At 67.9% G+C, this 13,877-nt stretch carries 13 protein-coding genes, 3 tRNA genes and 1 pseudogene; 6 read left to right on the forward strand and 11 right to left on the reverse strand.

The window, feature by feature from the left end; all coding sequences use genetic code 11:
• Positions 1-9: 9 nt before the first annotated feature.
• The 4 genes and pseudogenes from AC07SQ_RS25945 to AC07SQ_RS25960 form a co-directional block, all read right to left on the reverse strand.
• Positions 10-471 carry a flavin reductase family protein gene (locus tag AC07SQ_RS25945; protein WP_253252594.1) on the reverse strand — a complete coding sequence of 154 codons (462 nt, stop codon included), beginning with the start codon at positions 469-471 and terminating at the stop codon, positions 10-12.
• Positions 472-507: 36 nt separating this feature from the next.
• A pseudogene (locus tag AC07SQ_RS25950) lies at positions 508-1,743 on the reverse strand (styrene monooxygenase/indole monooxygenase family protein); the annotation flags it as partial.
• Positions 1,744-1,756: 13 nt separating this feature from the next.
• Positions 1,757-3,010, reverse strand: coding sequence for a styrene monooxygenase/indole monooxygenase family protein (locus AC07SQ_RS25955; RefSeq protein ID WP_495271781.1), 1,254 nt, complete (start codon positions 3,008-3,010; stop codon positions 1,757-1,759).
• A 48-nt stretch (positions 3,011-3,058) separates the two neighbouring features.
• Positions 3,059-3,853: an SDR family oxidoreductase gene (locus tag AC07SQ_RS25960; protein ID WP_095950837.1), complete on the reverse strand. Its 795-nt coding sequence runs from the start codon at positions 3,851-3,853 to the stop codon at positions 3,059-3,061.
• Between the two features lie 185 nt (positions 3,854-4,038).
• Here AC07SQ_RS25960 and AC07SQ_RS25965 point away from each other — a divergent pair, with 185 nt between their 5' ends.
• Complete coding sequence (locus AC07SQ_RS25965) at positions 4,039-5,049, forward strand: AraC family transcriptional regulator (RefSeq protein ID WP_070062423.1); 1,011 nt, start codon at positions 4,039-4,041, stop codon at positions 5,047-5,049.
• A 15-nt stretch (positions 5,050-5,064) separates the two neighbouring features.
• On the opposite strand, the gene AC07SQ_RS25970 is transcribed toward AC07SQ_RS25965, so the two are convergent.
• Complete coding sequence (locus AC07SQ_RS25970) at positions 5,065-5,874, reverse strand: siderophore-interacting protein (RefSeq protein ID WP_369646202.1); 810 nt, start codon at positions 5,872-5,874, stop codon at positions 5,065-5,067.
• A 110-nt stretch (positions 5,875-5,984) separates the two neighbouring features.
• On the opposite strand from AC07SQ_RS25970, the gene AC07SQ_RS25975 reads away from it, so the two are divergent.
• The 5 genes from AC07SQ_RS25975 to AC07SQ_RS25995 all read left to right on the forward strand — a co-directional run bounded on the left by AC07SQ_RS25975 (position 5,985) and on the right by AC07SQ_RS25995 (position 10,635).
• Positions 5,985-6,608, forward strand: a complete 624-nt coding sequence (locus AC07SQ_RS25975; protein WP_062469927.1) for a TetR/AcrR family transcriptional regulator — start codon at positions 5,985-5,987, stop codon at positions 6,606-6,608.
• A 418-nt stretch (positions 6,609-7,026) separates the two neighbouring features.
• Positions 7,027-7,977: a universal stress protein gene (locus AC07SQ_RS25980; protein WP_495271782.1), complete on the forward strand. Its 951-nt coding sequence runs from the start codon at positions 7,027-7,029 to the stop codon at positions 7,975-7,977.
• Entirely contained in the window at positions 7,967-8,482 is a 516-nt protein-coding gene (locus AC07SQ_RS25985) for a hypothetical protein (RefSeq protein WP_354343854.1), read from the forward strand. The genes AC07SQ_RS25980 and AC07SQ_RS25985 overlap by 11 nt, the downstream gene beginning before the upstream one ends.
• Positions 8,483-8,558: 76 nt before the next feature.
• Positions 8,559-8,822, forward strand: coding sequence for a hypothetical protein (locus AC07SQ_RS25990; RefSeq protein ID WP_492728115.1), 264 nt, complete (start codon positions 8,559-8,561; stop codon positions 8,820-8,822).
• Positions 8,823-8,991: 169 nt separating this feature from the next.
• Entirely contained in the window at positions 8,992-10,635 is a 1,644-nt protein-coding gene (locus AC07SQ_RS25995) for an ATP-binding protein (protein WP_495271783.1), read from the forward strand.
• On the opposite strand, the gene AC07SQ_RS26000 is transcribed toward AC07SQ_RS25995, so the two are convergent.
• The 6 genes from AC07SQ_RS26000 to gltX all read right to left on the reverse strand — a co-directional run bounded on the left by AC07SQ_RS26000 (position 10,632) and on the right by gltX (position 13,866).
• Positions 10,632-11,249, reverse strand: coding sequence for a DUF4337 domain-containing protein (locus AC07SQ_RS26000; protein WP_062469943.1), 618 nt, complete (start codon positions 11,247-11,249; stop codon positions 10,632-10,634). The genes AC07SQ_RS25995 and AC07SQ_RS26000 overlap by 4 nt on opposite strands.
• 253 nt (positions 11,250-11,502) lie before the next feature.
• Positions 11,503-11,874 carry a hypothetical protein gene (locus AC07SQ_RS26005; RefSeq protein WP_159275861.1) on the reverse strand — a complete coding sequence of 124 codons (372 nt, stop codon included), beginning with the start codon at positions 11,872-11,874 and terminating at the stop codon, positions 11,503-11,505.
• A 218-nt stretch (positions 11,875-12,092) separates the two neighbouring features.
• Positions 12,093-12,169, reverse strand: a tRNA-Asp gene (locus AC07SQ_RS26010).
• 69 nt (positions 12,170-12,238) lie between these two features.
• Positions 12,239-12,314: transfer RNA gene (locus AC07SQ_RS26015), tRNA-Glu, on the reverse strand.
• A 51-nt stretch (positions 12,315-12,365) separates the two neighbouring features.
• A tRNA-Ala gene (locus AC07SQ_RS26020) sits at positions 12,366-12,441 on the reverse strand.
• A gap of 36 nt (positions 12,442-12,477) precedes the next feature.
• A complete protein-coding gene (gene gltX, locus AC07SQ_RS26025) occupies positions 12,478-13,866 on the reverse strand; it encodes a glutamate--tRNA ligase (protein WP_495271784.1) in 1,389 nt (462 codons plus the stop codon).
• Between the last annotated feature and the right edge of the window lie 11 nt (positions 13,867-13,877).

Raw genomic sequence — 13,877 nt, forward strand, 5'->3', positions numbered from 1 at the left:
ACCAGGGGCTCACTGTACGCATTCCGGATGGCGCGTCGTGACCTGGTAGTAGCCCGAGTGAAAAACCAGCGGCTCGCCGTCGAAGCGTTCGTAGCCTTCGACCTCGCCGATGAAGATCAGGTGGTCGCCGCCGTCGTACTGCCGCACGTTGCGGCACACGAAGCGCGCGAGCACGCCGTTGAGCAGCGGCACGCCGGCCGTGCCCTCGCAGCAGTCGACGCCGCCGAACTTGTCGGCCTGCGGTGTCGAAAACTGGCGCGACAGGTGGTGCTGCGGCGCGGCCAGCACGTTGATCGCGAAGTGGCTCGCGCCCGTGAAGTCGGCCACGCTGGGCGCCTGCCGCGCCAGGCTCCACAGCACCAGCGGCGGATCGAGCGACACCGACGAGAACGAGTTGGCCGTCATGCCGACGCGGCGCCCGTCGAGCGCGCGCGTGGTGATCACGGTGACGCCGGTGCTGAACTGGCCCAGCGCCTTGCGGAAGTCGCGCCGGTCGAAGCGATCGACCGCGGCCTCGCGCGCCTTGGCTTCGAGAAAGCGATCGGCCTCGGCCGCATCGAACCACCAGGGCGCGAAGTTGCGCGGGTCGTCGAAGCCGTTGACCACCGCGCTCGCCACGGCCGGCCTGTGCGTGGCGCTCTGCAGCAGCTTCTGCAGATGCGGCGCGGGCGGCGTGAGCAGGCTGTGCGTCCAGTCGGTGGCCCAGCGGGCGTAGCCCTCCCAGTAGCGGTCGAAGGTCTGCTGCATCCACGCGGCATCGAAAGGTGCGTCGCCGTGCTCGAGGATGCGCTTGAGGTAGATGTCGGCCGCCTTGGCCGCGTTGTTCGAGCCCTGCCCCGTGATCGGGTCGTTGAGCACCACCGCGTCGGCGAGCCCCAGCACCTGGCGGCCCGAGGGCAGCGTGGCCACCGGGTGGCGCACCACGGGCGTGACGCGGCCACGCAGCACGCCGTGGTCGTCGGTGAGCTCGATGTGTTCGCAGCGCTCGGCCTCCCAGGGCAGGAAGGTCTCGAGAATCTGCTTGCTGCGCGCCAGGTGCTCCTGCGGCGTCTTCACGTCGTCCCAGCAGTCCATGGGGCCGCCGGGCACGCCTTCGAACACCATGATCTCGCACGGGCCGCTGGTGGTGAACGCGGGGAACACGAAGTACTCGCCGACACCCGGAATGAGGTTGAAGCTCACGGCCGCGAACGGTTCGCGCGGGCGCATGCCCTTCACGTAGGTGAGCGCCAGCGCGCGCTGCGGCGCGTCGAACGGCGAGCGCGCCGCGTCGCGCGGGAACAGCGCCGAGATCTCGCCCTTGCCGCTCGCGACGACCACGAGGTCGTGCGTGCGCGCGCAGTCTTCCAGCGTGTCGAGGTCGGCGTCCTGGTGCACGAGGCGCCCGCCACGCGCTTCGAAGAGCTGCATCCATGCAGAGATCTTCAGGCGCTGGTCGACCGACTGCGCGGGGCCGTCGAGCTTCGCCTCCCACGCGATGGCGCGCTGGCCTTCCGGGCTGCGCACCGACATGCCGATGCCCTCGACCACCGGGCAGATGTCGGTCCAGCTGTCGAGCCCCAGTTCGCGCTCGGTCTGCAGCGCGGTCTCGAACATGCACTGGCTGGACATCACCGGCCCGTCGAAGATCTCCTGCGCCGTGCGGTTCGCATACACCGTCACGGCGTACCCTTTGGCCCGCAGGCCCAGTGCGAGCTGCATGCCGGACTGGCCGGCGCCGACGATGGCCACGCGTCGTGTCATGGGCTGGCTCCGCCTACGCAACCGCTGCTGCGGCAGCAGCCGCGCAGGTGTCGAGGTAGCGGTCGGCCTCCTGCGGGTCGGCGAACCACGGGAAGAAGGTGCGCGGATCGTCGAAGCCGTTGGCGATGGCGCTGGCCATCGGCGCCACGGCGCCGGCGCTGCCGAGCAGCTTGAGCACGTGCGGCGGCGGCGGTGCGAGCAGCATGTTGGTCCAGCGCGTGACCCACTGCGCGTAGCCGAACCAGTAGCGGTCGAAGGTCTGCTGCATCCACGGCGCATCGGCCGCGCCCTCGCCGCGCGCCAGGATGCTTTTCAGGTACGTGTCGGCGCACTTCGCCGCGTTGTTCGAACCCTGTCCCGTGATCGGATCGTTGAGCACCACCACGTCGGCCAGGCCGAGCACCTTGCGGCCCGAGGGCAGCGTGGCGATGGGCTTGCGCACGGTGGGCGCGAAGCGGCCGGCGAGGATGCCGTTGTCGTCGGTGAGTTCGATGTCGGCGCAGCGCTCGGCCTCCCAGGGCGTGAAGGTGTCGAGAATCCACTTGCTGCGCGCCAGGTGCTCCTGCGGCGTCTTCACGTCGGCCCAGCAGTCCATCGGGCCGCCGGGCACGCCTTCGAACACCATGATCTCGCACGGGCCCGTGGTGGTGAGCGCCGGGAACACGAAGTACTCGCCCACGCCCGGAATGAGGTTGAAGCACACGGCCGAGTACGGCGTGCGCGGGCGCATGCCCTTCACGTAGGTGAGCGCCAGTGCGCGCTGCGGCTGGTCGTAGGTCGACTTGGCGGCGTCGCGCTCGAAGAGCTTGGAGATCTCGCCCTTGCCGCTGGCCACCAGCGTGAGGTCGTGGCTGCGGGTGCAGGCCTCGAGGTCGTCGATGCCGGCGTCCTTGAAGACCAGCTCGCCGCCCTTCTGCTGGAACAGCGCCATCCACGCCGGCACCTTCACGCGCTGGTCGACCGACTGCGCGCTCGAGTTCAGCCGCGCCGCCCATTCGATGGCCTTGGCGCCCTTCTGCTCGGGGTGCGGCACGGCGAAGCCGATGCCATCGACCGTGGGGCAGTCGCTGGCCCAATGGTCGAGTCCGAGGTCGCGCTCGACCTGCAGCGCGGTGTGGAACATGCACTGGCTCGACATGACCTTGCCGTGGCGGATGTCGTCCGCCGTGCGGTTGCTGTACATCGTGACCTCGTAGCCTGCGTCCAGCAGACCGAGTCCCAGTTGCAGGCCCGACTGGCCTGCGCCGACGATGGCGATTCGCTTCATGGCTTGCTCCTTCTGTGTTGTCTCGTGGGGTGTTGTTGTGGATGCCGATCAGGGTTCCATCAGGCGGGGAATGGCCGGCACGGCCTGCTCCGGGCCCATGGCGGAGTAGCCGCCGTCCACCGCGTAGTCGGCGCCGGTGACGAAGCTCGCGTGCTCGGAGCACAGGAACAGCACTACCTGCGCCACCTCGTCGGGGTCGCCGACGCGCCCCAGCAGGTGGTAGGGCGCGGCCACGCGGTCGGTGCGCGCGCGGTCGCCGCCCGTGAGCTGGTCCATCACGGCCGACCAGGTCCAGCCCGGCGAGACGCTGTTCACGCGGATGCGGTCGGGGGCGAGGTCCATCGCCATGTTGCGCGTGAGCTGCGCCATGGCGGCCTTGCTCACCGGGTAGAGCCAGCGCCCGGTCTGGGCCACGCGCGAGGAGATGCTGGTGAAGTTGACCACCGCCCCGCCGCCCGCCGCCACCATGTGCGGGTGCACCGCCTGCAGCATGGCCACGGCGCTGGCCACGTTCACGTTGAACGAGGTGAGCCAGTCGGCGCGCGGCGACTTGAAGCCGTCGTCCACGTACGAGCACGCCAGGTTCACCAGAAAGTGCACGCCGCCGTGGCGGGCCGCGGCCTCGTCGACGCAGGCCTTCACCTGCGCGTCGTCGGTGATGTCGGTGCGCACGAAGCGCGCTCCGGCGCCCAGCGCGTCGGCCAGCGGCTGGCCCTTGTCGGCGTCGATGTCGGCGATGACCACCTTCACGCCCGCCGCGTGAAAGGCGCGCACCACGCCGGCGCCTATCAATGTCGAACCACCCGTGACGATGGCGCTTTTGCCTTCGAGACCCTTGAACATGACGCTTGCTCTCCTCGGTTGAATCGCCGGTTCGGCGAATGGGCCAAAGGTAGAACGCAAGGCCTCGCCGGCCGATCCGGAAAACGCAGGCGCTGTCCCTGCCGCGCAGGTTTTTTCGGGGGGGTCCAAGGGACGGCCCGAATTGTGGGCTGGAAGGCTTTTTGCTACGGTCTGCCCGCTTCCCTATGGAAACCGCCACCGCCCCACGGCTGCCGCTGCAGCGTTACCGTTTGTTCGAGAGCCACGACATGGACGAGGCGCGCGAGAGCGTGGCCCGCGTGTTCTGCCCCCACGGCCTCACGATGCTGCGCCCGCGCACCGAGCTGGACGCCTGCCACCACAGTGCGCGGCTGCACCGCGACGTGAGCCTCAATTACGTGCAGTACGGCCCCGGCGTGCAGATCGACCCGGGCTACCTGCAAGACTTCTTCCTGTTGCAGATTCCGTTGCGCGGCGGCGCCGACATCCGCTGCGGCGGCCAGCAGGTCGAGGCCACGCCGCGCGTCGCCTCGCTGCCCTCGCCCACCGAGCTGCTGTCGATGCGCTGGGCCGACGACAGCCCGCACCTGATCGTGCGCATCGCGCGCGCGGCGCTGTTGTCGCGGCTCGAGGCACTGCTGCAGGCGCCCGTGCGCCAGCACCTGGTGTTCGACCTCGGCGTGCCGCTGGACAACCCCGCGCTCGCGCCGCTGGTGCATTTCATCGACTACCTGCGGCTCACGCTCGACGCCGGCAATGCACTGCAGGGCGGCGGGCGCCTGGCCGAGCATGCCGAGGAGTACCTGATGTCGAGCCTGCTGATGTCGGCCGGCCACAACCACTCGCGCGCGCTCGCCGGCGATGCGCAGCGCCACCTGCTGCCGCGCGCGGTGCGCAAAGCGCAGGAGTTCATGGCCGCGCACGCCGAGCAGCCGCTGTCGCTGGCCGACGTGTGCCGCGAGGCCGGCTGCAGTGCACGCGCCCTGCAGCTCGCGTTCCGCCAGCATGCGGGCCAGGGACCGATGGAGTTCCTGCGCGAGCTGCGGCTGGACCGCGTCCGCGCCGAGCTGCAGGCCGCGTCCACGCAGACGGGCGTGCGCGACGTGGCACAGAAATACGGCTTCCTTCACCTGGGCCATTTCGCCGCCCAGTACCGCGCGCGCTTCGGCGAGCGGCCTTCGGACACCCGCACGCGCCACGCACCGGCGGAACACTGACCCGGCGCGTCGGGCTCAGGCCCGGTCGCGGTGATCGGCTTCGCCGTGCTTCCAGTAGCCCTTGGCGGTCAGGCGCGTGCGTGCCAGACCCTGGTCGTTCAGGAAATGGGCGCGCAACGTGCGCACCACGCCCGACTCGCCCGCCAGCCAGATGTAACCGGGCCCCGCCGGCTGCGGCCGGTGCATCAGCTGTTGTTGAAGCGCCAGCCCCGGCTCGGCCGGATCGCCGGTGAGCCAGCAGGTGCGCAACACGGCCTGGCTGCGGATCTCCTGCACATCGGCCGCCGTGGGCACTTCGACATAGGTCTTGAGGCGGATCTCCGGCCCGAGGCTCGCGGCAATCGACTGGATCGCGGGCAGCGCGGTCGCGTCGCCCGCCAGCATCACCCAGCGCGCGTCGTCCGGGAGCGCGAAACCGCCGTCGCGCGGCCCGGCGAAGCCGATGCGTTCGCCCGGCTGCGCCCGTGCCGCCCAGGCCGAAGCGGGGCCTTCGTGGCCGCTGTCGCCGTGCAGCACGAAGTCCAGCTCGAGCGTGGCGGCGACGCGGTCGATGCGCCGAAGGGTGTAGGCGCGCCCTTCGCCGCCGGGCACGAACACCTTCACCCAGGCGCCGGGTTGGTCGGCCGCCGCGTGGCGCAAGAAGGCGGCGACGTCCGGGCCGCCGAGGGTGATGCGGCGCATGTGCGGCGTCACGAGGCGGCACTGGAGGACATGGGCTTCCAGCCGCGTGCCCCGCTCGGGTGGGACCGCAGCGATCGGCTGCAGGAGCGGGAAGGCGGAAGGCAACGCACGCGGCGCGTGGGCCTCGGAGGCATTGGCTGTCATGGTGTGTGTATCGATTCGGATGTTGCGAACTCTTGAATGCGAGTATTTGCTCGGTTCTTCTTAGAATACGAGCCATCACTCGCATTGAAAACTCGCATTCGGAACGCCCGATGAAATCCCTTCCCCAGCCAAGAAAGGCGCCGCGCCAGGCGCGCTCCCAGCAGATGGTCGAGGTCATTCTGGAAGCCACGGCTCGCGTTCTGGGAGAACGCGGCTATGCCGGCACCAACACCAACGTGGTGGCCGAACGCGCCGGCGTGAGCGTGGGTTCGCTCTACCAGTACTTCCCGAACAAGGACTCGCTGATCACCGCGCTGCACGAGCGGCACGCGGGTCAGATGTACGCGGTGATCGACGAGGTGCTGGCCGCCTCGCGTGCGCGCAGCCTGCGCGGGCGCGTGCAGGCCATGGTGCGCGCGCTGCTCGCGGCGCATGCGCTCTATCCGGCGCTGCATCGCGTGCTCGAAAAGGAATTTCCCTTCTTCGATGCGCCGCGCGAAGAGAGTGCGGCCGACCACGACATCTTCCGGCGCGTGCGCCAGCTGCTGGACGAGCACCGCCCCGAGCTCGCGCCGCGCAACCTCGACCTCGCCACCTGGGTGGTGCTGCAGATCATGGAGACGCTGGTGCATGCGGCCGTCATCGAACCGCCCGCGCAGTTCGAGCCGGCCGCGCTCGAGGCCTCGATCGTCGATGCGCTCATGGGCTATCTCTGCGGCCCGGCCGGGCGCTAGACAGTGGGATCTCATGCGTGAACCTCCAGGAAGACGGGGACAGACACGGAAACACGTCCCCTCCTGCGCATGACAAATGAAAAGGAAAAATGGGAAGCCCAACCGCGCACGCCCTGCACCGCGCGGCTTCAATCTGGCAAAGGTTGTGCGGGTACTGAACGGATTCGGCCGCATCCGGCCTAGACTCCCCGCCATGAACGCCCAGCCCTTCCTCCACACCTTGACGTCCCGCCCCGGCGGTTGCACGCCTGCGTGGGCGCGGATGACAGCGGCGGCCCAGCAGACGCCCGCACATTCCTGAGCCCGGCGGTCTGCCTCTTTCCCCTCTCTCTTTTCAGCGCAAACCATCGACCGCCGGGCACCTGCCCCGCGCGGCTGCGCCCCCGTCATCCGGGGTCGCGTTCGACTGGAGTGCGTCATGCATCATCATCAGGTTCAGCGGGAGCACGCCCTTCCCGGAGGCGGCGTCGCATCCAGCACGCCGTCCTTTCAATCCATCCTCACCGTCACCGACCTGACGGCGCGCGGCAACCGCGCGGTCGAACGCGCCGCCCTGCTCGCGGCCGAGCACGGCGCGCTGCTGAAGCTCGTGTACGCGCCCGCGGACCTGGCGCCGCTTGCGCACGCCGAAGCGGCCCCCGCCCTCGCGGGACTGGCCCGCGCCATGGCCTCGCGCTTCGATGTGCTGGTCAAGCAGGTCGCGGGGCCGGGCGGCGGTCTCGCGCAGATCGTGGACGAGGCGCGCTACGTCGACCTTGTGGTGCTGAGCCACGAACGCGACCGCTCGCCCGCCGCCTTCTTCACCGGCCAACCCGTGGAGCGCCTGTTGCGGCAGCTGCGCTGCCCGGTGCTCGTGACGCGGCTCGACACGCGCCTGCGCTACAGCCGCATCCTGGTGGCCGTCGACTTCACGCCCGCCTCGCGCGAGCTCGTGAGCCTGGCCCACGGACTGGACCCCGACGCCGCGCTGGAGCTGTTCCACGCGCTCAACACGATGCACGAGAGCAAGCTGCGCTACGCCGAAGTGTCCGAACACGCCATCAAGACCTACCGCCACGACAGCATGCGGCAGGCGCGCGAGCGGCTGTTCTCGCTCACCGACTCCTCCAGCGCGCGGCGCAACCGCGTGCTCTCGGCCATCGGCCGCGGCGACCCGGCGCGGCAGGCCACGGTGCAGCAGCAGCACGCGCGTGCCGAGCTGCTGGTGGTCGGCAAGCGCCGCGCCCATCCGCTGGCCGACTTCCTGTTCGGCAGCGTGGCGCAGCGCGTGCTGTGCTGGGCCACGGGCGACGTGCTGGTCGTGCCCGCGGACCGCCGCGCCGACACCCCGTCGCTCGTCATTTCGAGGAAGCTGCAAGATGTTCGCTGAAGACCCCCTCACCAAGTACCCGCTGCGCCAGTCGCTGCTGCCCGGCGCCGAAGGGCTGGCCGTCTTCGCCCAGCGCGGGCCGGTCGACTGGCTCTCGCGCCCCGACCAGTACGTGTTCATCTGCGAAGGACGCGGCGGCCGGATCTACGCGGCGAACGAGGCCGCGCTCGAAGAAGCCCAGCAGCTGATCCGGGACGCGCACGGCGACCAGGTCGTCTCGCGCGAACCCGAGATCCACACCTTCGTCGATCCCGCGCTCGACGCGGTGGTGGAGCCGATCATGTTCCTGCGCCTGAAGAGCCCCCGCGCCTACGCCACCGTGCTGCGCGACGAGCTCGACCGGCGCCGCGCGGACGTGAAGGAAGAAGACCTGCAGCGCCACGACGTCGTGATCCGCGCCGAGGTGCGGCTGGCCGACCTCATGGGCTATGCGAAGGCGGCGCTGGCGATGTCGAACGGCTCGGCGGTGATCTGGAACTGGCTGCTGCGCTATGGGATGGCCTGAGGGCTGCGGCCGGGCGCCTTCTCCCCTCCCACAAACCCGGTAGCCGGATTTCGGCCGGCGCGGCTAGATTTGCGGCATGGCCGACAACCCGCTGTTCCTCTTCTTCACGATGACCGAGAAATTCTCGGACCACCTGAGCGCGACCGGCGCCTATCCAGAGAAGTTCGTGCTGAACCTTGCGCAGCACGACACCTACCTGCGCGACGTGGCGCTCTTCAACGCGGGCCGCCAGCGCCCCCTGGACCCGGCCTTGCACATGGGCATCCGCATCGAGATCGATGCGGCCTCGCCGGGCGTGATGGTGGCTTCCGACGGCACGCGGGTCCTGCTGCTGGGGTAGCGCTGCGCTTGAACTCGCGCAACCTGGGAAGGCGCGAACCGGTCAATGACCGGACAGGGCGCCCGATCAAAACCGGCGCACCGCCAGGCAAAGGCGGCTGACGAGATCCTCCGCAGAATCGGACTCCCCTCGGAGCGACGCGCATCGCCAAGCGTCGATCGAAGTCCAAATGAACCTGAATCTGGGAACTGCTGCGTTCTTCACGGCGCTGGCGGAGTTTGTCCTTGCCGCCGGCATGCTGGCGCTGTGGGCGAAGGGACGCGCGCGCTATCTGCTGGTCTGGGGCGTCGGTTTCCTTTTCTTCGGGATCGGCGCTTTGCTGCTCATCCTGCGGGACAGGATCCCCGACTTCTTCTCCATCCTCCTCGGGAATTTCCTCACGACACTGAGTTCGGTCCTGTTCTACGTGGGCATCTGCCTGTTCTTCGATCGGCGCCGCGCGTGGCTGCCCTGGATGGCTGGGGTACTGGCCGTGGAAGTGGCCTTGCTGGCCTGCTTCTCCTATGTCACGTACGACACCTCGGCGCGTGTCTACGTGTACGGCGCGGCCCAGTCCGTGATCGCCCTGATGACCCTTCAGGCACTGTGCACGATGGGTCGTGGGCGCGGGGGAAACAGCAACCCCGAAGTGGTCGTCGTCGCCTTGTTGGCGTTGCTGGTTCATGGTGCACGTCTGGTCGGCACGCCCTTCTTTCCCGTGCCACAGGATTTTCTGGCGTCGGGCAATTTCCAGACCCTGCTGGCCTTCGGCTTGAAGTTGACCCACATCGGTTACGCGCTCGCGTTCGGCAACATGCACGCCGCCGCCTTGCATGCCGATCTGCGCGCGGCCCTCGCCCACATCGAGGCCAAGGCCCATCAGAAAGTCGAGATCCTGGGCTACATCGGCCACGATTTGCGCGCACCGCTTGCGACGATCGGCGGGTACGCGTCTCTCCTGCTCGCCGATGCGCACGACACGCAGCGCAAGCATCTGCTCACCATCCAGCGCAGCGTCAAGTACCAGCTCCACCTGATCGACGAACTGCTGGAGTACGCCAAGGCAGAACTGCAACCGCTGACGGTCCGCCCCGTCACCACCGACCTGCCGCGCCTGCTGGACGACATTTCCGATTACGCCGTCGCCCTGTGCGCGCAGCGGAACAACCGCTTTCGCTACCGCCCTTCCGAGCGAATGCCCCGAGAGATCGGCCTGGACGGAAAGCGCATGCAGCAGGTGCTGCTGAACCTGCTGTCCAACGCCGCCAAGTTCACGCGCGACGGCGTGGTGACCTTGTCGGTCACGGCCCGGCCCGAGGGGCGCGCCTGTGTCTTGAGCTTCGCTGTCAGTGACACCGGGATCGGCATCGACATGAGCCGCAACATCGACATCTTCGGCGCCTTCCAGCAGATGCACCCCGCGAGCGGCAGCACGGGACTGGGCCTGTTCATCGCGCAGCGCATCGTCTCGGCCATGGGCGGAACGCTGAGCGTGGCCAGCGTGGCCGGCCAGGGCGCGACGTTCTCCTTCACGCTATCGGTACCGGTCGATACCTCCGACGCGGACTGGCCCGTCGTCGCGCAGCGAGAGACAGCGCCTGGCGAAGCATCACCGACGCCCGCGATGCCCCGACATGCCATGCCGGAGGATCGCGCCCTGGACGAACTCGCCAGCCTGGCGCTTGAGGGCCGCGTCACGGACATCGAGCACTGGATCGCACGCCACGCCGACGAAGCCGCCTACGCGCCTTTCATGGCTCTGCTTGCCGACCTGCTGGAGCGGTTGGACTTGCGCGGGATTCACGCGCTGGTGAACCGCCCCGCCCAGTCCTAGATGTGCAGCGCGGCCAGCGCGCCGATCGCGACGCCCGCGACGGCCACGCCGTACATGGCGCGCTCCAGCCATTTCTTCCGGGTGAGCAGCGCAATGGCCGCCAGCGCGATGGAGACCTGCAGCACGGTGGTGGCCTGCGCCCAGCGGTGGTGCTGGTGCATCTGCGTCTCGGACTGCGCGTCCCAGCGGCTGGCCTCGTCCTCCAGCTTCTTGGCGGCGGCCTGGATCTCGGTCTTCTCCTGCTCATAGCGGGTGACCTTCACCTGCCAGCCCTGGCGACGGCCGTCGTCGGTGGCCGTGTCGCGTGCGAACTCCGCCAGCGCCTGCTTGGTGCTCTTCGACTGGAAGTAATTCCACTGGTTCGAAGCCTCGGTCTTCTTGATGGCCGCGTTGTTCTTGTAAAGGCCGGCGTTGGCCTGCGTGGCCCCGCCCATGTACGCGAAGATCGCGCCCGCCGTCGCAATGGCGGCGGTGCTCACGGCGATCTTTCCCGTCGTGCTCATGCCCTTGCCTGAAGAGGCGGCACCGTCATGGCCGTGGCCGTGGCCGCCGGAGGCGGCATGTTCGAGTTCGTGATCGTGCGGACCATGCACGTGAAAGCCGTGTCCTGACATGAAGTTCTTCTAGGCGTTGTTGTTGGAAATCTGGAGGGCGCGCGAGTATGCCCGGACTTCACGTGTTGATGGCTCGGTGAAAGTCCTGTCGGCCCTGCGGATGCGCAGGGCGCGCAGGCAACCGCCGGGAGCGCGTGGCTGCGCTCGGGAAACGTGCTGCGCTCAGGTCAACCGCGCGTGCATGCGAGCCGGGCCTGGCAGCAGATCACTGATGCCAGGCCCGGCAGATTCGCAGGGATCGACGTTCCCGATGTCAGTCGCGATCCTCGTAGTAGCGGCGGTGCTGCTCGCGCTCCCATTGCCGGCGGCGCCATTCGCGGCGCTCTGCGCGGCGTTCCTCCCAGCGTTGCGCGCGACGTTCTTCCCAACGGGATTCAGGCTCGTAGTAGACAGGTGCAGGGGCGGAGTAGACCGGCTGTGCGGGCTGGTAGTAGGTCGGGGCTGGCCTAGAGTAGACAGGCGCCGGCTCGTAATAGACCGGTGCCGGCTCGCTCACGACCACGCCAGGCAGGTTGACGCCAATGGACCAGCTGGTGGCCGCACTGGCCGATGCGGCGGTGAAAACGGCGGCGGCAGCCACGAGACCTGCGACACCGAGCTTGAGAGTGGACCGGGGAAAAATCATTTCATCTCCTGGAGGGCGAGAAACTGCCCTGATGCATCACCAACGCCTGGCCTGGCGGCGTCGCGTACATCGCCACGGTGAAGAACGTTCCCAAATGTCACGCTGCCAGCTGGTCGAGGTGGGTTAGCCGGAATCCCAGGAACAAGTGCCCATCCGCGCCCAAGCCCCGGAGCAAAACAAAAAGCCCCAGTAGCAGAACTGCTACTGGGGCTTGTGTTTGGCGGAGTGGACGGGACTCGAACCCGCGACCCCCGGCGTGACAGGCCGGTATTCTAACCAACTGAACTACCACTCCTGGTAGACAACGTTCGTTCCTTGCGAAACCGAGTGTTGACGACTCGTGCCGACTTCACCGAAGTGAAACTGGCGACCCTACGGGGATTCGAACCCCGGTAGCCACCGTGAAAGGGTGGTGTCCTAGGCCTCTAGACGATAGGGTCAAAACCTTGGACGTGCTGCGATCAGCATCTCTAACCTACTCGACACTTTGATGGTGGAGGTAAACGGGATCGAACCGATGACCTCTTGCATGCCATGCAAGCGCTCTCCCAGCTGAGCTATACCCCCGTGTGGGTGTCGAGCCTCGAATTATAGCCCGATTTTTCAGGCCTTTTTCAATCGCTCGATAACTTTTTCGCGGGAAAAAATTTCGAGCACTGAATCGAGGGACGGTGTCTGCGATGTTCCCATCACAAGCACTCGTACTGGCATCGCTAACACGGGCATTTTCAGCGCGTGTGTCGCGAGGACTTCCTTGATCATAACTGCGATTTCGGCCCTCTCCCAGGCGACCGTCATCAATTTTTCAACGAGTGTTGCGATCGCGGGCTTCACTGCATCGGTGATGTGCTGCGCGCGGTCCGCATCGCTCACTTCGATGTCCGAATAGAACGCTGCAGCCCAACCTGCGAGCGCCACCGTGGTGTCGCAACGGTCCTTGAAGAGCGCACAGATCGCAGGCAGACGCTCGTCGGCGACGATGCCGCGCTTTTGCAACTGCGCTGCAACAAGCGGCGCGAGCTCGTCGCCGCTCTTGGCCTTGATGTACTGCGCATTCACCCACGCGAGCTTGGCCGCGTCCCACTGCGCGGGGCTCTTCGACAGGTGCGATCCGTCGAACCAGCTCACCATCTGCTCGCGCGTGAAAAGCTCGTCGTCGCCGTGGCTCCAACCCAGGCGCGCGAGGTAGTTGAGCATGGCTTCGGGCAGGTAGCCGTTGTCCTCGTAGGCGGTGACGCTCACCGCGCCGCGGCGCTTCGACAGCTTCTGCCCGTCGTCGCCGAGGATCACGGGCACATGGCCGAACTGTGGCAGCGGTGCGCCGAGCGCGCGGAAGATGTTGATCTGCCACGGCGTGTTGTTGATGTGCTCGTCGCCGCGGAACACGTGCGTGATGGCCATGTCCCAGTCGTCGACCACCACCGCGAAGTTGTAGGTGGGCACACCGTCGGGCCGCAGGATGATCAGGTCGTCGATCTCGCGGTTGTTGATGGTGATCTCGCCCTTGACGAGGTCGTTCCACGTCACATCGCCTTCGGGCGGATTGCAAAAGCGCACCACGGGCGGCACGCCTTCGGGCACGGGCGGCAGCACCTTGCCGGGCGCCGGGCGCCAGCGGCGGTCGTACAGCGTCTTCTCGCCGCGCGCGCGTTGGGCTTCGCGCATCTCGTCGAGCTCGGCCGGCGTGCAGTAGCAGTGGTAGGCGGTGCCGGCCGCGAGCATCTGTGCGATGACTTCGCGGTAGCGCTCGAGGCGCTGCATCTGGTAGATCGGGCCTTCGTCGTAGTCGAGGCCGAGCCAGTGCATCGACGCGAGGATCTGGTCGGTCGAGTCCTGCGTGGAACGGGCCACGTCGGTGTCCTCGATGCGCAGCACGAACTCACCGCCGTGGTGGCGCGCATAGGCCCACGAATAGAGTGCGGTGCGCGCCGTGCCCAGGTGCAGGAAGCCGGTGGGAGACGGTGCGATGCGGGTGCGAACTTTGCCGGTCATGAAATGAAAAA

This window comes from Variovorax sp. GW821-FHT06D12 (assembly GCF_059419205.1).

Coding starts and splice junctions, on each gene's coding strand:
- AC07SQ_RS25970 (WP_369646202.1), bottom strand. CDS start 5,874: ATGACAGCCAATGCCTCCGAGGCCCACGCGCCGCGTGCGTTGCCTTCC.
- AC07SQ_RS25995 (WP_495271783.1), top strand. CDS start 8,992: ATGAACCTGAATCTGGGAACTGCTGCGTTCTTCACGGCGCTGGCGGAG.
- AC07SQ_RS26005 (WP_159275861.1), bottom strand. CDS start 11,874: ATGATTTTTCCCCGGTCCACTCTCAAGCTCGGTGTCGCAGGTCTCGTG.
- AC07SQ_RS25975 (WP_062469927.1), top strand. CDS start 5,985: ATGAAATCCCTTCCCCAGCCAAGAAAGGCGCCGCGCCAGGCGCGCTCC.
- AC07SQ_RS25955 (WP_495271781.1), bottom strand. CDS start 3,010: ATGAAGCGAATCGCCATCGTCGGCGCAGGCCAGTCGGGCCTGCAACTG.
- AC07SQ_RS25985 (WP_354343854.1), top strand. CDS start 7,967: ATGTTCGCTGAAGACCCCCTCACCAAGTACCCGCTGCGCCAGTCGCTG.
- AC07SQ_RS26000 (WP_062469943.1), bottom strand. CDS start 11,249: ATGTCAGGACACGGCTTTCACGTGCATGGTCCGCACGATCACGAACTC.
- AC07SQ_RS25960 (WP_095950837.1), bottom strand. CDS start 3,853: ATGTTCAAGGGTCTCGAAGGCAAAAGCGCCATCGTCACGGGTGGTTCG.
- gltX (WP_495271784.1), bottom strand. CDS start 13,866: ATGACCGGCAAAGTTCGCACCCGCATCGCACCGTCTCCCACCGGCTTC.
- AC07SQ_RS25990 (WP_492728115.1), top strand. CDS start 8,559: ATGGCCGACAACCCGCTGTTCCTCTTCTTCACGATGACCGAGAAATTC.
- AC07SQ_RS25980 (WP_495271782.1), top strand. CDS start 7,027: ATGCATCATCATCAGGTTCAGCGGGAGCACGCCCTTCCCGGAGGCGGC.
- AC07SQ_RS25965 (WP_070062423.1), top strand. CDS start 4,039: ATGGAAACCGCCACCGCCCCACGGCTGCCGCTGCAGCGTTACCGTTTG.